General features: G+C 41.7%; 21 protein-coding genes and 3 pseudogenes. 5 read left to right on the top strand and 19 right to left on the bottom strand.

Annotation, left to right across the window (positions count from 1 at the left end; translation table 11 throughout):
• Positions 1 to 30: 30 nt before the first annotated feature.
• The 4 genes from ACRWSG_RS13280 to rlmD form a co-directional block, all read right to left on the bottom strand.
• Positions 31 to 1665 carry a CTP synthase gene (locus tag ACRWSG_RS13280; RefSeq protein WP_054554346.1) on the bottom strand — a complete coding sequence of 545 codons (1635 nt, stop codon included), beginning with the start codon at positions 1663 to 1665 and terminating at the stop codon, positions 31 to 33.
• 157 nt (positions 1666 to 1822) lie between these two features.
• Positions 1823 to 2623, bottom strand: coding sequence for a nucleoside triphosphate pyrophosphohydrolase (gene mazG, locus ACRWSG_RS13275; protein ID WP_462166498.1), 801 nt, complete (start codon positions 2621 to 2623; stop codon positions 1823 to 1825).
• Complete coding sequence (gene relA / locus ACRWSG_RS13270; RefSeq protein ID WP_054554344.1) at positions 2623 to 4782, bottom strand: GTP diphosphokinase; 2160 nt, start codon at positions 4780 to 4782, stop codon at positions 2623 to 2625. Before relA ends, mazG begins: the two co-directional genes overlap by 1 nt.
• A gap of 7 nt (positions 4783 to 4789) precedes the next feature.
• On the bottom strand, positions 4790 to 6115 hold the full coding sequence (gene rlmD / locus ACRWSG_RS13265; RefSeq protein WP_462166496.1) for a 23S rRNA (uracil(1939)-C(5))-methyltransferase RlmD: 1326 nt from the start codon (positions 6113 to 6115) through the stop codon (positions 4790 to 4792).
• Positions 6116 to 6195: 80 nt separating this feature from the next.
• Between rlmD and barA the strand changes: the two genes are divergently transcribed.
• Together barA and ACRWSG_RS13255 are read left to right on the top strand one after the other, a co-directional pair.
• A complete protein-coding gene (gene barA / locus ACRWSG_RS13260; protein ID WP_462166947.1) occupies positions 6196 to 8964 on the top strand; it encodes a two-component sensor histidine kinase BarA in 2769 nt (922 codons plus the stop codon).
• Positions 8965 to 8992: 28 nt separating this feature from the next.
• Positions 8993 to 9319 carry a hypothetical protein gene (locus ACRWSG_RS13255; RefSeq protein WP_166341790.1) on the top strand — a complete coding sequence of 109 codons (327 nt, stop codon included), beginning with the start codon at positions 8993 to 8995 and terminating at the stop codon, positions 9317 to 9319.
• Between the two features lie 70 nt (positions 9320 to 9389).
• Here the strand turns inward: ACRWSG_RS13255 and pdxJ are convergent, their stop codons facing one another.
• The 10 genes and pseudogenes from pdxJ to rpoE form a co-directional block, all read right to left on the bottom strand.
• Complete coding sequence (gene pdxJ, locus ACRWSG_RS13250; protein ID WP_462166495.1) at positions 9390 to 10121, bottom strand: pyridoxine 5'-phosphate synthase; 732 nt, start codon at positions 10119 to 10121, stop codon at positions 9390 to 9392.
• A 43-nt stretch (positions 10122 to 10164) separates the two neighbouring features.
• On the bottom strand, positions 10165 to 10851 hold the full coding sequence (recO, locus tag ACRWSG_RS13245) for a DNA repair protein RecO (protein WP_235377485.1): 687 nt from the start codon (positions 10849 to 10851) through the stop codon (positions 10165 to 10167).
• Between the two features lie 17 nt (positions 10852 to 10868).
• Entirely contained in the window at positions 10869 to 11801 is a 933-nt protein-coding gene (gene era / locus ACRWSG_RS13240) for a GTPase Era (protein WP_054554338.1), read from the bottom strand.
• Positions 11791 to 12468, bottom strand: coding sequence for a ribonuclease III (gene rnc, locus ACRWSG_RS13235; RefSeq protein WP_054554337.1), 678 nt, complete (start codon positions 12466 to 12468; stop codon positions 11791 to 11793). Before rnc ends, era begins: the two co-directional genes overlap by 11 nt.
• A 2-nt stretch (positions 12469 to 12470) precedes the next feature.
• Positions 12471 to 13405 (bottom strand): annotated as a pseudogene (gene lepB, locus ACRWSG_RS13230) (signal peptidase I).
• Between the two features lie 26 nt (positions 13406 to 13431).
• Positions 13432 to 15220, bottom strand: a pseudogene (lepA, locus tag ACRWSG_RS13225) (translation elongation factor 4).
• A 70-nt stretch (positions 15221 to 15290) separates the two neighbouring features.
• Positions 15291 to 15740, bottom strand: coding sequence for a SoxR reducing system RseC family protein (locus ACRWSG_RS13220; RefSeq protein ID WP_054554334.1), 450 nt, complete (start codon positions 15738 to 15740; stop codon positions 15291 to 15293).
• Positions 15741 to 15743: 3 nt separating this feature from the next.
• A complete protein-coding gene (locus ACRWSG_RS13215) occupies positions 15744 to 16697 on the bottom strand; it encodes a MucB/RseB C-terminal domain-containing protein (protein WP_054554333.1) in 954 nt (317 codons plus the stop codon).
• 4 nt (positions 16698 to 16701) lie between these two features.
• On the bottom strand, positions 16702 to 17328 hold the full coding sequence (locus tag ACRWSG_RS13210) for a sigma-E factor negative regulatory protein (RefSeq protein ID WP_054554332.1): 627 nt from the start codon (positions 17326 to 17328) through the stop codon (positions 16702 to 16704).
• A 1-nt stretch (position 17329) separates the two neighbouring features.
• Positions 17330 to 17911, bottom strand: coding sequence for an RNA polymerase sigma factor RpoE (rpoE, locus tag ACRWSG_RS13205; protein ID WP_036969086.1), 582 nt, complete (start codon positions 17909 to 17911; stop codon positions 17330 to 17332).
• Between the two features lie 393 nt (positions 17912 to 18304).
• Between rpoE and nadB the strand changes: the two genes are divergently transcribed.
• A complete protein-coding gene (nadB, locus tag ACRWSG_RS13200; RefSeq protein ID WP_462166494.1) occupies positions 18305 to 19927 on the top strand; it encodes an L-aspartate oxidase in 1623 nt (540 codons plus the stop codon).
• Here nadB and ACRWSG_RS13195 read toward each other — a convergent pair.
• Both ACRWSG_RS13195 and ACRWSG_RS13190 read right to left on the bottom strand, forming a co-directional pair.
• Positions 19902 to 20309, bottom strand: coding sequence for a protein YgfX (locus ACRWSG_RS13195; RefSeq protein ID WP_138600272.1), 408 nt, complete (start codon positions 20307 to 20309; stop codon positions 19902 to 19904). The genes nadB and ACRWSG_RS13195 overlap by 26 nt on opposite strands.
• A complete protein-coding gene (locus ACRWSG_RS13190) occupies positions 20302 to 20553 on the bottom strand; it encodes an FAD assembly factor SdhE (RefSeq protein ID WP_054562257.1) in 252 nt (83 codons plus the stop codon). The genes ACRWSG_RS13195 and ACRWSG_RS13190 overlap by 8 nt, the downstream gene beginning before the upstream one ends.
• 120 nt (positions 20554 to 20673) lie before the next feature.
• Here ACRWSG_RS13190 and ygfZ point away from each other — a divergent pair.
• Positions 20674 to 21584 (top strand): annotated as a pseudogene (gene ygfZ, locus ACRWSG_RS13185) (tRNA-modifying protein YgfZ).
• Positions 21585 to 21596: 12 nt separating this feature from the next.
• Positions 21597 to 22082 (top strand): FKBP-type peptidyl-prolyl cis-trans isomerase, encoded by a 486-nt coding sequence (locus ACRWSG_RS13180; RefSeq protein WP_054554327.1) that lies wholly within the window; start codon positions 21597 to 21599, stop codon positions 22080 to 22082.
• A gap of 43 nt (positions 22083 to 22125) precedes the next feature.
• Here the strand turns inward: ACRWSG_RS13180 and ACRWSG_RS13175 are convergent, their stop codons facing one another.
• The 3 genes from ACRWSG_RS13175 to ACRWSG_RS13165 are packed head-to-tail and all read right to left on the bottom strand — an operon-like array spanning position 22126 to position 23785.
• A complete protein-coding gene (locus ACRWSG_RS13175; protein ID WP_462166493.1) occupies positions 22126 to 22596 on the bottom strand; it encodes a hypothetical protein in 471 nt (156 codons plus the stop codon).
• A gap of 14 nt (positions 22597 to 22610) precedes the next feature.
• Positions 22611 to 23405: a DUF481 domain-containing protein gene (locus ACRWSG_RS13170; RefSeq protein ID WP_370316364.1), complete on the bottom strand. Its 795-nt coding sequence runs from the start codon at positions 23403 to 23405 to the stop codon at positions 22611 to 22613.
• 59 nt (positions 23406 to 23464) lie between these two features.
• Positions 23465 to 23785, bottom strand: a complete 321-nt coding sequence (locus ACRWSG_RS13165) for an HI1450 family dsDNA-mimic protein (RefSeq protein WP_054554325.1) — start codon at positions 23783 to 23785, stop codon at positions 23465 to 23467.
• Between the last annotated feature and the right edge of the window lie 26 nt (positions 23786 to 23811).

The raw sequence follows: 23811 nt of genomic DNA, 5'->3' as shown, positions 1-23811 counted from the left end.
AAGCCGTGCATATAGCACGGCCTATTTAAATTACGATGACGCTTTTTGGTGAGTATGTGCAGCTGCAACAAACCCTTCAAACAGCGGGTGACCATCACGTGGCGTTGACGTAAATTCCGGATGGAATTGCGCGGCAATAAACCAAGGGTGATCTTTATTCTCGATGATTTCGACTAGTTTCTTATCTTCAGATAAACCAGTGAAACTTAAGCCAGCTTTTTCAAGCTGCTCTACAAAGTGGTTATTCACTTCATAACGGTGACGGTGACGTTCAACTATTTCGTCACTTCCGTATACTTCGCTTACTTTTGAACCTGGTGTTAAGTGACACTTCTGTGCACCTAAACGCATAGTGCCACCAAGGTCAGATTGCTCATCACGGATTTCAACGTTACCGTCAGCATCTTGCCACTCTGTGATTAAACCAACAACTGGGTGCGCAGAGTTTGCGTTAAACTCAGTTGAGTTTGCATCTTCAAGGCCTGCAACGTTACGCGCATATTCAATAAGCGCTACTTGCATACCTAAACAAATGCCTAAGTAAGGAACTTTGTTTTCACGTGCATATTTAGCCGCTAAGATCTTACCTTCAACACCACGGCCGCCGAAGCCACCTGGTACTAAGATAGCATCAAGGTGAGATAATAACTCAGTACCTTTGCTTTCTAAGTCTTGTGAATCAACATATTCGATGTTCACAGTTAAACGGTTTTTCAGACCCGCATGCTTTAATGCTTCGTTTACTGATTTATATGCATCTGGTAGTTCTATGTACTTACCAACCATACCAATTGTCACTTCACCTGTCGGGTTAGACTCTTGATATAACACTTGTTCCCACTCAGATAAATCTGCTTCTGGGCACTCAAGGTAGAAACGACGACATACGAAGTTATCTAATTCTTGTGACTTAAGTAACGCAGGAATCTTATAGATGCTTTCTACGTCTGGTAATGAAATAACGGCTTTCTCTTCAACGTTAGTGAAAAGTGCAATCTTCGCACGCTCGTTATTTGGTAATTTACGATCAGAACGACAGATCAAGATATCAGGTTGAATACCAATCGAACGTAATTCTTTTACTGAATGTTGTGTTGGCTTAGTTTTAACTTCACCTGCTGGGCCTAAGAATGGCACTAGCGTTAGGTGGATAAACAATGCGCGCTCACGGCCAATTTCAGTACCAAGCTGACGAATTGCTTCTAAGAATGGTTGTGACTCGATGTCACCAACTGTACCGCCAATTTCAACGATTGCTACATCGCGACCTTCAGCACCGTCGTATACACGTTGCTTAATGTCGTTTGTGATGTGTGGAATAACCTGAATTGTTGCACCAAGGTACTCACCACGACGCTCACGTCGTAATACATCTTCATAAACACGACCTTGTGTGAAGTTGTTGCGGCTAGTCATCTTGGTACGGATGAAACGCTCATAGTGACCTAAGTCAAGGTCAGTCTCTGCACCGTCTTCAGTTACAAATACTTCACCGTGCTGAATTGGGCTCATAGTGCCTGGGTCAACGTTAATGTAAGGATCCAGCTTTAAAATAGTCACGTTAAGACCACGTGCTTCTAAAATAGCGGCTAATGACGCTGCTGCAATACCCTTACCCAACGAAGAAACAACCCCGCCAGTTACGAAGATAAATTTTGTACTCATGCGAACCCTAGAATATCAGGAATTAAAAGGAATAATATAGAATCAAGACGGGGCGATATTGTAGCAAAGGGACTGCTATCAATCCAGATAAAATTAGCAAATAAGTGCACAAAAAACGAGCTTGGTTACGCTGTACCCAAGCCGTATCATAACTTACTTAGTTTGCCTGCTTTTTAATGGCTTCCCATGCGTTGTCCATTTCTTCGAGGCTAGCCGTCTCTAAACTTTGACCACGTTCACCTAAGTAAGCAGCCACTTTTTCAAAGCGTGACGCGAACTTAGCATTGGCACTTCGTAATAATTGCTCAGGGTCACGTTTAATATGACGGGCTACATTTACCGTTGCAAACAGTAAATCGCCAAGCTCTTCTGCACTGTGCTCTGAGTATGGATCATGAGCCAATGCTTCTTTAACTTCGTCTACTTCTTCAGCAACTTTATCGAGTGCCCCATGATAACTTGGCCAATCAAACCCTAGGCTTGCTACGCGCTGTTGAATCTTCTTCGCTTTTGATAAGCCCGGCATCGCATCAGGAACATCTTGCCATAAACTCATTTGTGGAGAGGCGGTTTTTTCTGCTCGCTCTTGTGCTTTAATAGCTTGCCACTGCGCTGAAAGCTCAGCGTCCGACAGCTCACTTTGCTTTGCAAAGACATGGGGATGACGACGAACTAATTTATCATTAAGCGTATTAGCCACATCGGCAAAATCAAATAAGCCCTGCTCTTTAGCAAGTTGAGCATAAAAAATAACTTGAAAAAGTAAATCGCCAAGCTCACTTTTAAGCTCAGTGAGTTCACCTTTTTCAATGCAGTCTGCTACTTCGTAAGCTTCTTCAAGGGTATGCGGTACAATCGATTTAAAGTCTTGTTTTAAATCCCACGGGCACCCAGATTCTGGGTCCCGTAGTTTAGCCATAATTGCAAGCGACTGCTCAATTGCCTGTTTATCATCCATTACGAGTGACCACGCTTTGCATCATGTACACCTTCGATTTGGTGTAACTTAGACAATAAGCGGTTGGTGCTTGATAAGTCATGTACTTCAACCTGCATTGAAAACAGCGCAAGTTGCTTATCTTCAATTGTGTTGACGTTCATGTTCAGCACATTCACTTTTTCGTTTGCAAGCACTGAGCTGATATCTCGAATAAGACCTGAGCGGTCAGTGGCTTCAACTTTAATCGTTAATGAGTAAGAGCCATTAATGTCGTCTGACCAACTTACTGATATCACCCGCTCAGGATGCTTCTGGCGAAGTTTCTCAAACGAATCACAATCCTCTCGGTGAACTGCAATCCCTCGGCCTTGCGTAATGTAGCCGATGATTTCATCACCCGGCACGGGTCGGCAGCATTTAGCAACATGGCTCATTAAGCTACCTACCCCATCAACAACAATACCGTTCTTATCGCCAGTGACACTTTTTGGTTTTTTAAACTTAATTTGTGGTTCGTCATGCTCACGGTCACTAATAAAGTTTAATAACTGGTTTAAGCGAACATCCCCAGCACCTACCGCAACCATAAGGTCGTCAAGGCCTTTAAGGTTAAAACGCTCAATTGCTGGCGCTAGATCTTTGGTCGATAAATCCAGCTTTTGCAGCTCAGTTTCAAGAATCTCTTTACCGGCACTTAAGTTTTTATCGCGATCAAGCTGCTTAAACCAATGATGGATTTTAGAACGAGCTCGTGATGACTTAATATAACCAAGCGATGGGTTTAACCAATCACGACTTGGATTAGGCTGCTTTTGAGTTAAAATTTCAACCTGATCACCGGTACTTAATTGATGAGTAAAGGGTACGATTTTGCCGAACACTTTTGCACCAATACAGCGATGCCCTACGTTTGAGTGAATGTAATAAGCAAAATCAAGTGGTGTTGCACCCAGCGGTAAATCGAAAATATCACCCTTAGGCGTAAACACATAAACACGGTCTTCTACTACTTGGTTTTTAAGCTCTTCCGCAAGATCACTACCATCAACGACTTCTTCTTGCCATTGCAGTAACTTACGTAACCAACTAATTTTTTGCTCGTAGCCCGACCCACGTCCTGGCAATGCACCTTCTTTGTACATCCAATGCGCAGCGACACCTAACTCAGCATCTTGATGCATTTCGCTCGTACGAATTTGAATTTCAACGGTTTTACCTTCAGGGCCAAATACCACGGTATGGATTGACTGATAACCGTTTTGTTTAGGTGTTGCGATGTAATCATCAAATTCTTTATTTAAATGGCGCCAGTTAGTATGAACGATACCTAACGCCGCGTAACAATCTTGCAGACGCTCTACCACTATGCGCATAGCGCGAATGTCAAAAAGCTGGTCGAACTCATAGTTCTTCTGTGCCATTTTTTTGTAGATGCTGTAGATATGCTTAGGGCGACCATACACCTCACCTTCAATACCCGCCTCAGCCAAGCGTGCTTTAACTAAAGCAACCATGTTCTCCATGTAAGCTTCACGGGCAAGGCGCTTATCATCTAGCTGTTTAGCGATATTTTTATAGGTATCTGGATGCAGATAACGGAACGACAGGTCTTCAAGTTCCCACTTAAGCTGGCCAATCCCTAAACGGTTAGCAAGGGGGGCAAAAATGTCGCGAGTTTCTTTAGCGGCAATAACGCGCTCTTCTTCACTGGCGTCTTTAACATCACGCAAGTGGCACACTTGCTCTGCCAGTTTAATCACTACAGCCCGCACATCTTCAACCATGGCTAATAACATGCGGCGGATATTATCAATTTGTACAGTGCCTTTCCCTTGGTGGGCTAAGGTACTGATGGTCGCCATTTGGCTTACGCCTGTTAGTAATAATGCAACGTGGTTACCCAGCTTTTCAGTGACTGTCTCTATCGAGATTTTTTCAGCTAAAAAATAAGGCGTTAAAAAAGCAGTAGCAAGGGAATCTGCGTCTAAATTTAGCTCAGCTAAAATTTCCACCATTTCAATGGCTGTGTTTTCACGTTTTGCATCATCGCAATGCAGGCACAGTTGGTGAGCCTGCTCTAATAAGGTATGTTTGTCTTCTGTTAGCGCTAACAGCTCGATACGGCTGGCAAAATCACTCGGCTTAGTTAGCTGATGTGACTGTCTAGTAGCTACCATGTGCGCTTTACCTCCTGTGAAATAACGCCATCGTTTCAATATGCCCGGTATGCGGGAACATATTCATAAGCCCAATTTTTTCAATGCTAAAGCCTGCTTGTAAAATAATTGCACTGTCACGGGCTAAAGTAACAGGATCACAAGAGACGTATAAAATCGTTTTAAACTGAGTAAGTGGTAACTGCTCTAAAATAGCCATTGCACCAGTACGTGATGGATCAAGTACTAACACGTCAAGTTCGGCACTAAACCAAGCAGCTGATTGCAGTGATTTTGTTAAATCAAAACAATAAAAATCGGTATTCGACAATGAGTTAGTTTGCGCATTTTGTTTTGCTAATGCAACCGCAGAATCGACCCCTTCAACACCAATAACATATTTAGCATACTTTGCAATCAATAATGAAAAGTTACCAATGCCACAAAACAAATCCAATACCTGCTCATGACCTTGTAAATCAAGCCACTGTTTTGCTTGATGCAGCATAGCTTGGTTTACTTGCGGGTTAACTTGAATAAAGTTTTCAAGGCCAAACTCAAAGCGTAAATCATAAGCCGGTATCTGGTAGTACGGCATTGGATGGTCACTGTGATCAATTTCGCCACTGTGTGACTGCCACACAACACGCCAGCTATATTCATCACACGCTGCGACTACAATAGCTTTTAACTCTGCGTTAATGGCTTTGGTATGCCTAATAACCACAAAGGCCGCGTTATCAGCTTCACATAATTGTAAGTGACTAATGCTACTCAGACCTGAATGGCTGTTGATAAGAACATCAAAAACTGAAAAAACGTCTTTAAAAGTGCCGCTCAGCACATCACAGTTTTCTATGCTCACTAATTGTTTAGAACCTTGAGCCCGATACCCTACTCGCATTTTCTTTGCGGCTTTGTCGTGCATTACGGCAATGCGCGCAGAGCGACGATAATGGTGCTCTTCACTAAGCAGAGGTGCTTGCCAATTTAAGTCATCAGCTTTGGCAAACTTGCTAAACAGCTGGCTAACCGCAGCTTGCTTCTCAACCAATTGCTGCTCTGCATCAAGGTGCTGTAGCTGACAACCACCACAAACCTGATAATGCTGGCAAAAAGGAGTAACCCTATGCGTTGAGGCTGATAGCACTTTTTTACAATCAGCACTGGCAAAACGTGCCTTATCTCCAATCAATAACGCTTTTACTTCTTCACCCGGCAAAGCACCATTAACAAAACAGACTTTATTCCCCTGCTTAGCAACGCCCCGCCCTTGGTGATCCATAGCAGTGACATTCAGGGTTAGCATTTTTTGCGAAACGGATTTCTTTTTGGCTTTGAAAATCTGTGCCATTGGGCAACACCTTAATTATTGATAAAGCGGGAGTAAGTATATACTCTTAAACAACGATAATAATGATAACAACATTCTTTATGACTAAATTTGGCTTACGTGACTCAGTCTTAACCCTTACACTTATACCGACTGTGATCATAGGCTTGTTGCTGGGCGGTTATTTTACAATAAATCGTTACATTGAGCTCGATGAAATTTTGTATCAACAGGGCGTGACTATTATTGAGCCCCTCGCCATTGCTGTTGAGCAACCGCTATTAAAGCGTGATAAAGCCTTATTAACTCGCTTAGTTAGTCATACGCACAACAAACACTCCCCTGCTATCCAATCAATTGCTATTTTTGATGAAAACAATGAGTTAGTGATTTTTAGTAAATACCAAAGTGAGTTCAAAGAAATTGTTAGCAGCAATGCAAACAACATGGATGGCATCCAAGTACAAAATTCTGAGCACTATTTAACATTCTCCACTGCCATAATTAATCATAGCCGCCAAGACACGATTTGGAATCATCACAGCTATCAAGCATCACTTGGTACTGTGGTGATCATGCTTAACAAACAACAAGCCATTATTGGCCAGCAACGAGCATTATTGGTCAGTGGCGTAGTGATATTACTCGCGCTCATACTTGCTATCGTATTAGCGTTTAGACTAACTCGCATGTTTATTCAGCCTCTTAATAAGTTAGTACTAGCTACCGACAAGCTTATTGAAGGTAAAGTAGACACTGGACTTGATCAAAAAATGTTTGGTGAGTTTGAGTTATTACGCACAGGTTTAAATACCATTGCAGAAACCATGGTCGTGCAACGTGATGAGATGCAAAAGCACATTGACCAAGCAACCTCTGATTACCGCGAAACACTCGAACAATACGAAACCCAAAATATTCAGTTAAGTATTGCTAAAAAAGATGCACAAGATGCGAACCGAGTAAAATCAGACTTTTTAGCTAAAATGAGTCATGAGTTACGCACACCTTTAAACGGTGTAATTGGTTTTACTCGCCAGCTTTATAAGACTCCGCTGAATAAGCATCAAAAAGATTATCTTGATACCATTGAACTGTCGGCAAATAGTTTACTTACCATTATCAGCGATATTTTAGACTTTTCGAAATTAGAAGCCGGAGCCATGGAGCTTGAGTCAATGCAATTCCAGCTCCGTGACAATATTAATGAAGTTATGACCTTGTTGGCACCAAGTGCTCACGAAAAACAACTTGAACTATCGATATTTATCCACCCACAAGTACCCGACAACTTAACTGGCGACCCGACCCGCTTTAAACAAATTTTAATCAACCTGTTAAGTAATGCCATTAAGTTTACTGAAAAAGGCTCAATCAAAGTTGATGTTGGCTATCGCTTATTAGATGAAGAACGCGCCTCTATTTTAGTGTCTGTCACCGACACCGGTGTAGGTATCCCAATGGATAAACAAGATGCGTTATTTACCCCATTTGGCCAGGCAGACTCTAGTATCACCCGTAAATTTGGTGGCACAGGTCTTGGATTAATCATCACTAAGCATATTGTTGAAGCGATGAATGACCGCATCACCCTAAACTCAGCACCTGGTAATGGTACCTGCTTTACGTTCAATGCCGTATTCAGAACGCCAAGTAACTCAATTACCAGTGACTTACCGACTCAATCATTAATTAATAAACGTATTCTTTACCTTGAACCTCACGAGCATACACACCAAGCGACTCTGTCATTGCTCAATGAGTGGCAAGCACGAGTAACTGCCTGCTTAGATGAAGAAAGTTTCTTAACTGAGATTAACAAAGACTTCAGTTACGATATTTGTATTATCGGTCATACAGCTGCAATTGATGATATGCAACAGCTCAAGAGTTATGTAAAAGCCGTTCGCCCTGTCACTGACTATCTTTACCTTATGCTCAATACAGTTTCGCATAATATGCGCGAAGCCTTTATTGGCAGCGGAGCAGATGCGTGCTTAAGCAAACCACTTAACCACCGTAAATTATGCGAAGTGCTTGCTGCACCTTATCGCCTTGATCACCCTGTACATAACATTGAACAAGGCGATGAAAAACTATTACCGCTAAAAGTACTGGTTGTAGACGATAACGATGCCAACCTTAAACTTATTTGCACCTTGCTTGATGAACAAATAGAACTGATAGATACCGCACACAACGGTTCACAAGCTTACAGCTTAAGTAAAAGCCACAAATATGACTTAATCTTCATGGACATCCAAATGCCAATTATGGATGGTATTACCGCATGTAAACTTATTCGCGAGTCATCTCTTAATGAAGATACTCCTATCATTGCTGTAACCGCTCACGCCCTAGCGGGTGAAAAAGAACAGCTACTTAAGGATGGTTTTAAAGGCTATTTAACCAAACCTATTGATGAAGATATGCTAAAGCAGATAATTAGCGATCATAGTCCACAATCACCGATTAACCGCGAACGCAACAAAGTTCCGGCAATTAATTCAGAGCCTCCATTTGAAAGTGCCCGCTTAGATTGGCAGTTAGCACTACAACGTGCTGGCGGTAAAGAAGAGCTAGCACTAGAAATGCTCAACATGCTATTACTCAGCGTGCCTGAGACCTTACGCCTACTCAATGAAGCTATAGAAAAAGAAGACTGTGAACATGTACTTAGCATAGTCCACAAGTTCCATGGCGCATGTTGTTACACCGGCGTACCCAAACTTAAATCCCTCGCAGAGACCCTCGAAACAGCATTAAAAAGCGATTGCGATTTAAATTACATTGAGCCTGAATTGTTTGAGCTTGTTGATGAGCTAAATAATTTGTTGAGCGATGCTGGAATGCTTGAGCAGCAACGTTAAAAGTTATGAAGGATATCAAGGAAGATTAATGTTTTTTATTTTATTTTTGTTTTTTACATCATTATCGTTCTTTTGGTTCATACTCAGTTCTAAAAAGCTGTGTGTGATAGCAAACGAATACGTAAAAACTAATTACACTGAACAGTGGCAAGCATACGAGAATAAAGCCCGCTTAATGAAAGTAAAACCTGACTCAATGGTTATTCATTCAATCAAGAAAGGTGAATTGTCGGCCGAAGATGATGATGTTTTGAAAAGCTTTAAGAAAAAGCATCAATATTTAGTGGTCCTACTCTGCCTTTCCCCTTGGCTATCTTCATTGCTTGCACAATTTATTGTTTATCTAAGTAAATAAAAAACGCGGTGGATATCACATCCACCGCGCTCAGTATTCAAATTTGCTGGCTCTTATTAAAGGCGTCAGCTTAAAGTCTTGCTTCAATCATTAAACGTTTCATATCGCTGACTGCTTTTTCTAAACCATCAATCGCTGCACGGGCAATAATCGCATGACCAATGTTTAACTCATAAATTTCTGGCATTGCCGCAATAGGTTTTACATTGTGATAATGAATGCCATGACCGGCATTAACGATTAAACCTAAGCTATCAGCATATTGTACGCCGCTACGAATACGCTCAAGCTCAGTGTGAAGCTCTTCGTCATTTTCAGCATCAGCATAAGCACCGGTGTGAATTTCAACGTATGGAGCATTACACGCATTTGCAGCGTCAAGTTGTGCGTTGTCGGCATCTATGAATAACGAGACCTTAATTCCTGCTGCAGTTAGCTTTTCTGTTGCTGCTTTTACTTTTTCAAAATTACCCGAAACATCAAGACCACCCTCGGTAGTAAGCTCTTCACGCTTTTCAGGCACTAAACAAACATAAGCAGGTTTCACTTCAAGGGCGATGTCGATCATTTCATCGGTCACTGCAATTTCAAGATTCATACGTGTTTGAATCGTTTTTGCCATCACATATACGTCGCGGTCTTGAATATGACGACGGTCTTCACGCAAATGAATGGTGATACCATCTGCACCAGCATGCTCTGCAACAGCTGCAGCATGCGCAGGATCTGGGTAACTCGTGCCACGCGCTTGACGTAAAGTGGCAATGTGATCAACGTTTACACCAAGAAGAATATCTTTCATTTTTTTACCTGTTTAAAACAACGATTCAAGGCTGAACATCAGCCTACTTAATAAATAACTCACGGCTTTTTAATGGCTTTTTACCAAGTAAAGGCTTGAGTAAGTATCGACTTAATTGCTTTGCCATATATAACACATCAGGGGCGCTAAAGTCATGAGCTGCTATGGCATTTAATTGCTTTCCTGAAAAACCACTATGGGGGTCGTTATGCAGTAAAAAACCGTATTCAGCAAAGTACTGGTAATTTGCTGCATCGATAATTTCATCACCTTCGGCATCAACACTAAAATCAACGCCATAACCAAGCATTTCAAGTAACTGAAACTCATAAGAGCGAAGCACCGCTTGCAGGTTTTTAGTGGTTGATAATTCACCTAGATGCTGTTTATAAAGATGATAAACACTTTCCATCGGCTCATTGATAGGTACGATACGATTGGTTAATTCGTTCATATAGAAGCCGCAATAAAGCTCGGTACCCTGCAACATAGTTTGCCGGCCATGGGGTTCAAAACGATTAATGTATTTTAAATCAGACTTGCCGTTATATTGTACGAGCAGAGATTGGAAAGGTTGTAATTGTGCTTTATGTTTAGTGGCCTGGCGACCACTAACACGGGCCAGCATTCTCAGCTGACCAACGCCTTCTACCAGCATATCGAGCATGACTTGCGAGTCGCTAAATGGACGTCGGTGCAGCAAGTATGCTGTGTAGAATTCGCTATCCATGGCGTGTAAGACTTTACTTAGTCTTCACCATAGCCAAGGCTACGTAGCGCACGCTCATCGTCGGCCCAGCCAGACTTCACTTTTACCCAAAGTTCTAAAAACACTTTGTTATCAAGCATATCTTCAAGGTCTTTACGAGCTTCACGGCCAATAACTTTCAGCTTTTCGCCTTTATTGCCGATCACCATACGCTTTTGCGTTTCACGCTCAACGAGGATCAAACCATTAATTTGCCAGACACCGTTTTCTTGCCATTTAAACTGCTCGATCTCTACGGTGACTGAATATGGTAACTCATCACCCATAAAGCGCATCAGCTTTTCACGGATCACTTCAGCCGCCATAAAGCGCATTGAACGGTCTGTTACGTAGTCTTCAGGGAAGTAAAACTCACAAAGCGGTAAACGCTTTTTCACTTCATCTTTGATTAAATCAATATTTTTACCCTGCTTCGCAGAGACTGGCATAATAGCCACAAAATCAAATTTACCACCTAAAAACTGCATGTGCGGAAGCACTAAATCACGGTCTTTAACTTGGTCAATTTTATTCATAACTAATAACACTGGGCGACCACTTTGACGTACTTTATTTAGTACCATCTCATCGTCTTCGTTCCAGTGTGTGCCTTCAACCACAAAGATGATCAGTTCGACATCGCCAATTGAGCTTGATGCAGCACGGTTCATTAAACGGTTAATAGCGCGTTTTTCTTCGACGTGTAAGCCTGGTGTATCCACATAAACAGCTTGGTATTTACCTTCGGTATGAATACCCATGATACGGTGACGTGTGGTTTGTGGCTTACGCGAGGTAATAGACACCTTTTGCTCAACAATATAGTTAAGTAAGGTTGATTTACCTACATTTGGGCGGCCAACAATGGCAACCATACCGCAGTGCGTGTCTAGCTCTGCAGGTTCTTTGCTAATTAAATCATCAAGATTCATTTTTAAGTATCTTTAAGGCTTTTTCAGCGGCTTTTTGCTCAGCTTTACGACGCGAGCTACCAACTGAGATAATGCTATCCATCCCTTCAACAATACATTCAACCGTGAATGTTTGATTGTGCGCTTGGCCTTTTGTATCAATTACAGTGTAGCCAGGTAACGATAATTTGCGCGCTTGTAAGTATTCTTGAAGTAATGTTTTTGGATCTTTTTGATTTAAGCCCGGCGAAATTGCATCAAGACGCGACTCGTACCAGCTTAAAATTAACTCACCACATTGCTCAATGTTTGAGTCTAAGAACACCGCACCAATAATCGCCTCAACGGCATCAGCAAGGGTTGATTCACGGCGAAAACCACCGCTTTTAAGCTCACCTGGACCTAAGCGTAGATAATCGCCTAAGCCAAACTCAAGGCCAAATTCAGCCAACGTTTGACCACGAACTAGGGTCGAACGCATGCGGCTTAAATCACCTTCGCGTGCTTTTGGAAATTTAGTGTAAAGCGCATTCGCAATCACAAAGCTCAAAATCGAATCGCCCAAAAACTCTAAGCGCTCGTTATGTTGACCTTTGTGACTGCGGTGCGTCATTGCCTGCTCAAGCAAAGCTTGATCAGTAAATGTATAACCTATTTTGTTGTATAACTCTGTTACGTTTTTTTTCATCGTTACTGAATATTACCTAGGCGTTCAAAACGAACACCAGTTGGAACCCAGCCTGGTAAAAAGTCATCTGGTCATTCTCAAATTCAAAACTCATCCATATAAAGACGGCTTTACCTACCAAGTTTTCTTTAGGTACAAAGCCCCAAAAGCGACTGTCTTGGCTATTATCACGGTTATCACCCATCATGAAATAATGATCGGCAGGAACAACCCACTCATCAGAGCGTGTACCTGGTTGTTGATAATAACGGCCTTTCATTTCAGGAGCTTGCGGGTTAATTAAAATATTATGATTCAATGTGCTTAGGTTTTCTTCTAAGCGCACTAAATTCATCGAACCCTGCTTGAACTCGTCACTATTGAGGATTTCCATATCAATTTTGTTGTATTCATTACACAGCAAATCACCTTGCTGCGTTTCACCTTCGGCACATTTTGGCTGAATATAAAGGTGCTTATTGCGATAAACAATTTTATCGCCCGGTAAACCAATCGTACGTTTAATGTAATCTACACGCTCGTCTAATGGGTATTTAAATACCACAATATCACCACGTTCAGGTTCATCAACATCAACTAACTGGCTGCGCCAAATTGGGTCTTTGATGCCATATGAGTACTTCTGTACCAAAATGAAGTCACCCACTAATAGGGTTGGCATCATTGAGCCAGATGGAATTTGAAACGGTTCAAAAATGAAAGAGCGAAAAATCGTGATCGCTGCAATCATCGGAAAAATTGACTTAGCCGTTTCAGTGATACTTGGCTCAGGCGCAATTAATGCGGCAGTTTCTTCGTCTAGTTCACCACCTGCTGCATTTTGAGCAAGGGCAATGCGTTGCTGACGCTTTGGCGCATACATAAAGTGGTCAATTAACCAAATTAATCCTGAGCCTAGCGTTAACAACACTAAGAAAATAGAAAAGTAACCCGCCATGCATTAATTCCTTTATTTACTTCTAATTATTTACCAACTTTAAGGATAGCTAAGAATGCATCTTGAGGTACTTCAACGTTACCTAGTTGCTTCATTCGCTTTTTACCCTCTTTTTGTTTTTGTAGCAGTTTCTTCTTACGGCTCACGTCACCACCGTAACATTTTGCGATTACGTTTTTACGTAATTGCTTAACTGTTGTACGGGCAATAACATGCTGACCAATCGCTGCTTGAATCGCAATATCAAACTGCTGACGTGGAATTAAGTCTTTCAGTGCTTCAGCTAACTGACGACCACGTGATTGTGCAATATCACGGTGAACAATAATCGCTAACGCATCAACACGCTCACCATTAATTAATACGTCAACACGTACCATGTCTGAAGCTTGGAAATGCTTGAAGTTATAATCAAGCGATGCAAAACCACGGCTTGTTGATTTTAACTTATCAAAGAAGTCCATGACTACTTCAGCCATCGGTAATTCGTACGTCACCGCAACTTGCTTACCATGGTAGCTCATTTTAGTTTGCATACCACGCTTTTCAACACAAAGCGTAATTACGTTACCTAAAAACTCTTGCGGAACTAATATGTTAGCTTCAACAATTGGCTCACGGATTTCAAGAATATTATTTACTGGCGGTAAGTCAGACGGGTTATCTATCTGTTTAGTTCCGTCTTTAGTCTCTACTTCGTAAATTACTGTTGGCGCAGTGGTAATAAGAATCAATGTCGTATTCACGCTCAAGACGCTCTTGAATGATTTCCATGTGTAGCATACCTAAGAAGCCACAACGGAAACCAAAGCCTAGTGCTGTTGAGTTTTCTGGCTCGAAGAATAACGACGCATCGTTCAAGCTTAATTTATCAAGCGCATCACGGAATGACTCATAGTCATCTGATGAAATTGGGAACATACCTGCATAAACCTGCGGTTTAATGCGTTGGAAGCCCGGTAAACGCTCAGGCGCAGAATTACGTTGTAAAGTGATGGTATCACCTACAGGTGCACCATGGATTTCTTTAATACCCGCAATAACAAAGCCTACCTCACCGGTTTTTAAGATACCCGTGTTAGTTTGTTTTGGTGTGAAAATACCCACTTTATCTGCGATATGAACTTGATCATTCGACATGATCTTAATTTTATCGCCCGAGCGTAATTCACCATGTTTGATACGTACTAGTGATACAACGCCTTGGTATGGGTCAAACCATGAATCAATAATAAGCGCTTGTAGTGGCTTGTCTTTGTCACCTTCTGGCGGCGGAATATCTTTAACAATAATTTCGAGTACTTCTTCAATACCAATACCCGTTTTAGCACTACATTGCACTGCATCTAGGGCATCGATACCAATGATGTCTTCAATTTCTTCTGCTACACGAAGTGGATCGGCTTGTGGTAAGTCGATTTTATTTAGAACTGGAATAACTTCTAAGTCCATTTCGATTGCTGTGTAGCAGTTAGCTAAAGTTTGAGCTTCTACACCTTGACCCGCATCAACAACTAAAAGTGCACCTTCACAGGCTGCAAGTGAACGTGATACTTCGTATGTGAAGTCAACGTGTCCTGGCGTGTCGATAAAGTTTAACTGGTATGTTTCGCCGTCTTTAGCTTTATAATTTAGCGTTACACTTTGCGCTTTGATGGTAATACCACGCTCACGCTCTATGTCCATTGAGTCTAACACCTGCTGCTGCATTTCACGGTCTGTTAAACCACCACAAACTTGGATAAGACGGTCAGAGAGAGTCGATTTACCATGGTCAATATGGGCGATGATCGAAAAATTACGGATATGCTTCATAAACTGGATTCTAAACTTCTATATAAAATGGACTAAGTGTATAAAGCGACAATTTTACATTTAATTGGCTTTAATCACCATCTATTTGAGTGAAAGGAATAGTAATTGGGTGAATTTTTATTACTTTAATATCATGCTTCAGGCTCTTAACCCTTGATTTTGCTATCGCATAGCCCGTCAAACCACCAATCACGGCGGCTAAAATTTGCCAGCCTTCGGCAAGCGAAAAAGCCGAAAATGCGATTAAAGCAAACCCTAAACTAAACAAAAGGGGTAGCATGTAAACAGCCATAGCGTGTTTAACTAAATGGCTATCATCGAGTGCTAAAGTTACTTTTTGCCCTACTTGGAGCTCTTTTTCGAAGGTATAAGGAAAGGTTTTTTTAGCTGTTCCAAACAGCTTTGCAAAAACTTGCGAACCACAACGACCATTACAGCCGGCACAGGCTTGCTTTTGTTCTGCTTCTAAATTCGCTGTCGTGCCTTTAACTGACACGACAGTGAGTGTTTGTTCAATCATGATTTAAAGAGGTCGCGCTACCGACTCAGCTATAGCTTTGGCTGTCATAGCTGGGATATTACCAACAACCGATACATCAAAGCTACCACCATTGTGCACATACACAGTCGTTGCACCTGAGGTTAAAGCGCCGCTTGCACGCTTTCCAGGTAACGGTCTTTGAATAAAAACAGACACTTCAACAAACCCATCTGAATATAAATAATAGTCAGCAAGTTCATTATTTAAATCAAGTTTATGGCGATCTGACTTTAATAACTTAAAGCCATCAGGGAGCCAACCAATTTTCCAATCATTCGCTGCGCCGTCACCATCGCTGGCTAAATCGTTAGTCGCCAACACCGCAGGAAAGTCACGGTTTTGCATTTCAACTAACATAGGTGCCGGCTGCTCTGTTACGCTGATATGAGTTAACTGTAACTGCTCAAGCATTTCACCTTTGTGATTCACATAGGCAGATTTAAGTAACAACGATGACTCAGTATCTAGCCAAATCCAATAGTTATATTTGTATTCATCTTTTGATTCTATACGCACTAACTGTGCTGAGCGCCCTGCAATACGGCCTTTTCCGCCAAGCACAAAATCATAGTGAGCGCTTAGTCGATTAATATCTTTAAAAAGTACTTCAGGAATTGGCCCGGCTATAGAGTCTGTTTTCACTGAATAAGGCTCAGAATGAGGCTCAAAATAGGTCACTTGATCGTCAACGCGCACCATTTCTAGGCCAGCGCCGTTGAGTAAACTTAAATGCTCAAGCTCAATATCGCCTTGTTTTGCATGTAACCAGCGATAGGGTTCCATGGCTTGGCCTTTTACAACCACAAATGATGCGTCAAAGTTGCGAGTATGAACGGCCATAGCCATATCATTTAATAAAGTCTTGGCGGGATTTTCGTCGCTGGCAATGGCTGGAGCCGTTAATACCAGCGACAAAATAAAAGTAAAAACTTTCATTTAATTAGTTTTTTTCCTCGTCTGCATTTTCTGCAGTTTGCGATTTTTCTAGCGAATATGCAACACGTGCTTGACGTTGGTGCTCAAGCACTAATGCACCAATACGCTGTTGTTGTAACTCACGTAAACCTTGCTCTGCATTTTCTAATGCAGGTTGCTCAGATGAGTAACTAACAGGAGAAGCCATACCGGTTAATGGTACAGTTTGTAATGTTGGGATGTCATTTTGTGGCACTTCACTGTTTTGTGGCAAAGTTTGTACGCCCACAATAGCAAACATGGCAACACTAGCAGCAATGGCCACTTGGGCAAATGGACGACGCCAATTAAATGCTACTACGTTATCAGTGCCTGTTGCCGCCACGATTTCTTCGCTTTTTGGTGCCGTTGTTTTATTCGCGAAATCTGCGTAAACAGGTTCTTGCTCTAGTGATTCAGCCACTGCATCTGCAATGTCAAAATTAAAAGCGTTGTTATTTGCCTCAGCACGCATTACATCACCAATCAATGCGTAACGACCAAATGTAGACACATCGTCGTTTGTGATCGCTTGATCAGTTAACTGCTGCTCGCCGTCAAGTAACGCGGACAACTGCTCATTATCCAACTTGTTAACGTCTGCTTTTGTCATACTAAGACTCACCTATTAATGGATTCAATTTATTATCAATCGCCTCACGGGCACGGAAAATACGTGAACGCACCGTTCCCACAGGGCAATCCATAACCACGGCTATTTCTTCATAGCTCATACCTTCAATTTCACGAAGGGTAATCGCGGTTTTTAGATCTTCAGGCAAACTATCAATCGTATTAAAAATTACAGCACGTACTTCGTCACTTAATAACAGGTTTTCTGGCGATGCGTTTGAACGCATTGCATCTGCACTGTCATAAAATTCTGCTTCTTCGGCATCAACATCGTTAGCTGGGGGTTTGCGGCCCTGCGCAACTAAGTAATTTTTAGCACAATTTACGGCGATACGGTACAACCAAGTATAAAAGGCGCTATCACCTCTAAAGTTAGGTAAAGCACGGTAGGCTTTAATAAAAGCTTCCTGTGCGACATCAGCAACATCACCTTGGTTCGATACATAACGTGAAATCAAACCTGCAATTTTATTCTGATATTTTCTAACTAATAGGTTGAAGGCGTTTTTATCTCCTTGCTGGACCCTTTTAACTAGCGCTAAATCCAAATCCTGCTCGCTCATTCGAGCCGGTACTCCTCTGTTTGATTCTTGCTTGCTATTCATATACTCGCCATTGTTTACACAAACTCTGACTCCACCATGAATATAAAAGTTCAGTTTAAAATGATTTTTTTATAAAATAGCACGCAAATAAATTGAGTCATACCAATCTTATTACACGACAACCTCAATAATTGCTTAAGAATCAACGGTTATCTAAATTAAACTCACAATTTAAAACAGCTAACAATAAACTGTTTATGTGACGATAAAACTAATAAGATTGGTATAACGTATTAAAATGACTAATAGTGTTAAAGCAAATATGGTACATATACGTATACCACATAAAAATTTATTTGCTCAAACTTTTGGCACTACTAGCCGAGCATTGTAACCGCAAAGACCACAGACATGAACCAAAATAAACATCACATTACTGATGTCGCTATCATTGGCAGCGGCGCCGCTGGCCTTTCTCTTGCTTTATCGCTTGCAAATCACTGTAAGGTGACGGTACTTAGTAAAGGCGCATTAACAGAAGGCTCTACCTTATATGCTCAAGGTGGTATTGCAGCAGTATTTGATAAAAAGAATGACAGTATTGAATCTCATGTTGAAGATACCCTCGATGCAGGTGGCGGATTATGTGACCGTGATGCGGTTCACTACACAGCGAGCAATGCTAAAAAATGTTTAAAGTGGCTTATTGAGCAAGGCGTACCTTTTGATATGGAATTCGATTCAAAAGGTAAAGAGCGTTTTCATTTAACTCGCGAAGGTGGTCATAGTCACCGCCGTATTTTACATGCCGCCGATGCCACTGGACCAGCAGTACAAACAACCTTAATTAGCCAAGTACAAGCACACCCTAACATCACTCTGTTAGAAAACTACAATGCCATTGATTTAATCACAGATAAAAGCTTATCCAAAAAAGGCAAGCATGTTCACGGCTTATACGTCTGGAATTGTGTTGATAAAAAAGTTGAAACCATTGCAGCTAAGTTCGTATCACTGGCAACAGGTGGCGCAAGTAAAGTGTACTTATATACTTCTAACCCTGATGTATCGAGTGGTGATGGTATCGCAATGGCATGGCGTGCGGGGTGCCGTGTAGCCAATATGGAATTTAACCAATTCCACCCAACAAGTTTGTATCACCCAGAGCTGCAAAACTTTTTGATCACAGAAGCTATGCGCGGTGAAGGTGCGTATTTAAAACGCCCTGATGGCACTCGCTTTATGAAAGACTTTGATGAGCGCGAAGAACTTGCCCCTCGCGATATTGTTGCTCGTGCCATCGATTTTGAAATGAAACGCCTTGGTGCGAATTGTGTGTACCTTGATATTAGCCACAAAGATAAAGATTTTATCATTGAGCACTTCCCAACTATCTACGCAAAATGCTTAAGTGTTGGCCTCGACATTACCAAAGAAGCCATTCCTGTGGTGCCTGCTGCACACTATACCTGCGGCGGTGTTATGACCGACTTTAATGGCCGTACAGATTTAGATAACTTATATGCGGTTGGCGAAGTAGCTTACACAGGCTTACACGGTGCTAATCGTATGGCGAGCAACTCACTACTTGAGTGCATTGTATTTGCCCATGCTGCCGCGAAAGATATTCTGAGCAAAATCGATGCAAGCCCTGCCCTTGAAGCCTTACCATTATGGGATGAAAGTCGCGTAACTAACTCAGACGAAGAAATCGTTATTACCCACAACTGGCATGAGCTAAGGTTATTTATGTGGGATTACGTGGGTATTGTACGCTCAACAAAACGTTTAGAACGTGCGCTTCACCGCGTTGAATTACTGCAGCAAGAAATTCACGACTATTACGCAAACTTTAGGGTGACAAATAACTTATTAGAACTTCGAAACCTAGTACAGGTTGCAGAGCTTATTATTCGCAGCGCCCTTGAGCGTAAAGAAAGTCGTGGTCTTCATTACACGATTGATTACCCAGAGCAAAACGAAAATCCAACACCGACAATTTTAACGCCTAAGTCGGTTGCTGCACAGCAATAATTGCGCGCTTTAAGCGCGAGAAACTCTCTTCATCAACACTGGCTGAGCTTATAATCAGCCAGTGTGATTGATAAAACCCAGCTAACCTCAGCACCACAAAATTAGCAAACACATAACTTTTAGCCGTTATTTGGCCTTGTACTTTAAGTTTGTCGTTTACAAATCTAAGCTCTGCTTGCTCTAAAATTATAAAACCCTTTTCAGGTTGTGCTTGTTGGACTTTTTTAAAACTAAGAATGGCTAAGAAAAAGCACGCAAAACAAGCCAACAGCTGAGCGATAACATGCTGATAAGCAAAACATAAAATAATGGCTGTTAAGCAAAAAAAGACCACAAAGGGTTTGTGGTCGGGGGTGTTATTTGTAACGGTAAACCTATACACGAACTCGGTCTAAAATTAACGCAACCATGCCGTTTAGCTCAGGGTCTTTACACTCTTCATGACCCATAAACCATGCAAATAAATCAGGATCATCGCACTCAAGTAAGCGTTGAAAAACGGCTTGCTGTTCTTTTGATAGTGAGTCAAACGCTTCTTCAACGAATGGCATAAATAAAACATCTAGTTCTAACATACCGCGACGGCATGCCCAACGAATACGTTCTTTACTGTGAATTTCAGTCATTTTAAACCTCGTACTTATTTGTCTGCAGTTTACCAAATTGCTATCGAATAAACAGCTATTTAAATTGCTACCCTAACTAAGTTATCATTAGCGCTCATTCATATCGTAAAGAAGGTTTTTATGTCGACTGTTTACGCATGTCCTTTATCTTATTCACTTATCAGCCTAACTGGCAAAGATAAGTTGTCTTACCTTCACGGACAAATTACGCAAGATATCAACAAATTAACTGATGATAACTTCCTTTGGGCTGGCCACTGTAATGCAAAAGGCAAGCTTTGGGGTGTATTTAGGTTGTTTTCACACCTTGATAGCTATTACCTTGCAGGGTCAAAACCTGAGGTAGAGCAATCGCTAGTCGAGTTAAAAAAATACGCCGTTTTTTCGCAAGTAGAAATTCAGCAATCTGAAAAACCGCTAATTGGCTTACTAGGTGATGACCTAACAGCGACACTAGAAACCTTAGCAATTAATTTTGACAGTGAGCACAGCGCAGTCGATTTTGCTGGCGGTAAAGCGTTAAAGCTTGCAGATAACCGCGTATTGCTTATGGTCAACGAAGAATTTAGCTTACCTGATAACGTCACAGCTCTTGATGATGACGCGTTATGGCAACAGGCAGCTATTGCCGCAGGCGAGCCGTCATTAAACAGCGACGCTATTGGCGAATACGTACCGCAAATGGTTAACTTGCAAGCGCTTGGTGGTATCAGTTTCAGAAAAGGTTGCTACACAGGGCAAGAAACTGTCGCCCGTATGAAATACCTAGGCAAAAATAAACGTGCTATGTACATAGTTTCGGGCAAAGCTGAAGGCTTACTTGACGAGCTAGAACTTGAAACCCAACTGGGCGAAAACTGGCGCCGAGCAGGCAAGCTTATTAGCCAAAGTTATAATCAACAAACGCAAACCTTAATGGACTTGTTGTGCTTCCGAACGATAATGAAGCAGGCCAAATTTTGCGTGCTAAACACCTCCCTCAGGTAGAGTTATCTATTCAAGCTCTGCCTTACTCTCTCGAAGATGAATAAATAGGAATGACTATGATCGTAGCAGCAAACAAAGTGGTAAAAATGCATTATTCAGTATTGGATAATAACAAAAACACCATCGATAACTCTTTCGATGGCGAGCCACTGGTGTTTATCGTTGGCACGGGTTTCTTAATTCCAGGCCTCGAAAATGCGCTATTAGGTAAAGAAGCGGGCGACACATTCAGCGTAACAGTTGAGCCAGAGCAAGGCTATGGTGAGCGTCACGATGACCTAATGCAAGCAGTGCCAAAATCAATGTTTGAAGGTATGGAAATTGAAGTGGGTATGCAGTTCCGCGCTACGACAGACGCTGGCGACCAATCAGTGATGATCATTGAAATTCAAGACGAAGACGTTATTGTAGATGGTAACCACCCTCTTTCAGGTATTACGCTACATTTTGATGTTGAAGTACTTGAAGTACGCGATGCAACTGAAGAAGAATTAGCACATGGTCATGTGCACGGTGAAGGTGGTTGTGGTCACAGCCACTAAACCATTACTATAAAAAAGCGCCACTGGCGCTTTTTTATATCTGTTATTCGACTACTTCTTCTGTATCCACAGAAGCGTCTGTCACAGGTTCTGCAATATGTTCTCTAAGCGCAGCCAGTAAACCTTCTTGGTCATTGGTTCCTAAGCGATAGTGCGTGCCGTCTTTCATTGCCAATTCAACAGCACTAAATCCAGATACACTGTAAACCCAGCCATCATGGGTGATACGCAGACCAATACCATGACGAAATGAATTACTCACAGCTCGAACAGATTCAATCTCATCAAAAGTCACGGTTTTTCCAAATACACCCGGACCGAATGCCCAGCTTAGTGTTTTATCGCTCACCTTAATCGTTAAGCCATGAAACAAAAAGGCCACCAGCACTAAGATAGCGCTAAACACCATAAGAGGAATATCTGCACCAATTAAGTTCCAAGCTAAGGCAATGAAGGCGCCAATCCAGCCTAAAATAACAAAAATAAAAATAGCGTACTGTTTATGTTGATACATTCTGAAGTATTCTCTTAAAAGCTATAAACAAAGGTTGCACTCAGCTCAGAATCGTACTTGAGCTTATCCTCCTCTGGTTTTGAGTTATAGCGATACATGTAGGTAAATTTGAGTGATACATCACCCATAATTTTGCTGATCAGGGATGTTTCTGATTTTAAACGCGAGTTTAACCCTGACAATGATTGTTCATAACTGACATCTTGATTAAAGCGAGTACGAGCAGAAACCGTACGCTCCCACTGCAGCGCTAAACGAAGCAGGTAACCGGTTTTTGTTTCATCTTCTTCTGTTGCAGTCTCTTGATCAGCCACCGAGCGGTATAAACCAGGGCCCACATCGATATCGACTTTATTCTTACTGCCTTGGTAAATGCGGTTACCGTAACCCGTCGCTATGGTGCTCTTAAACTCAAGACCACTAAACTTATCTCGCTCGTAGTCACCGTAAATGAAAAATGACTCATTTTTCACATTTAGCTTATAGTTACCTTGGCCTGATACAAAAATACGGTCAGCAGAAACTTCTTCATCACCGGTTTCTTCATTACGGTCACGTTTGTATAAAGTATCGAGCTTAAATTGGTTACGCCACTTTTCGAAATCTTGGTAAAGGTTACCTTTAAGTTTGAAACTAGTTGAGTTGGTATTACCGCGGCTTACCATAAAACCAAACTCCATATCTCCGTACAGCAACTCGCCTTTATGAATTTTATGGATTTCTTCTTCTGATAATTGCCCGTACTCATGAAAGTCTTCAAACGGATCAACAGCAAAAGCCTGCCAACTGCAAACTAGCAGGGCGGGCAAAATAATTCGTTTTATTGAATTAAAACAACTAAAAGTAGAGTCAAACATCGGCTGGAGAGTTATTCGCTATCTTTCCAAAGAATGTGGCAAAACGGTGCATCTTTGTCTCGGCTAATTAAAATTTTCGCAAACAAGATATCTTGATTGTCGAATTCAAGTCCTACTAAGACTTGCACAAATAGCTCAGGTTCAATTTCTAGTGCAACAAAATCTTGCCACTGCTCGTCAGGCTCTCCTTCTTCAATAAAGCCAAGCTCTTCTCTGTGCTCGTTAAAATCAGCAATATCTTGCTCGCTTAAATTATCAGGCGCTAATTCTAAAAAGATATCATAAGCCTGATGAGTTACTTCTTCTTCACTGTATAAGCGTGGACCAGCCATTCCTTAAACCTCTGCACATGTGTATC

Source organism: Pseudoalteromonas sp. GB43, assembly GCF_054923805.1.
Note: the sequence above shows the minus strand (reverse complement) of the source record. Positions and strands in the feature narration are given on the sequence as shown.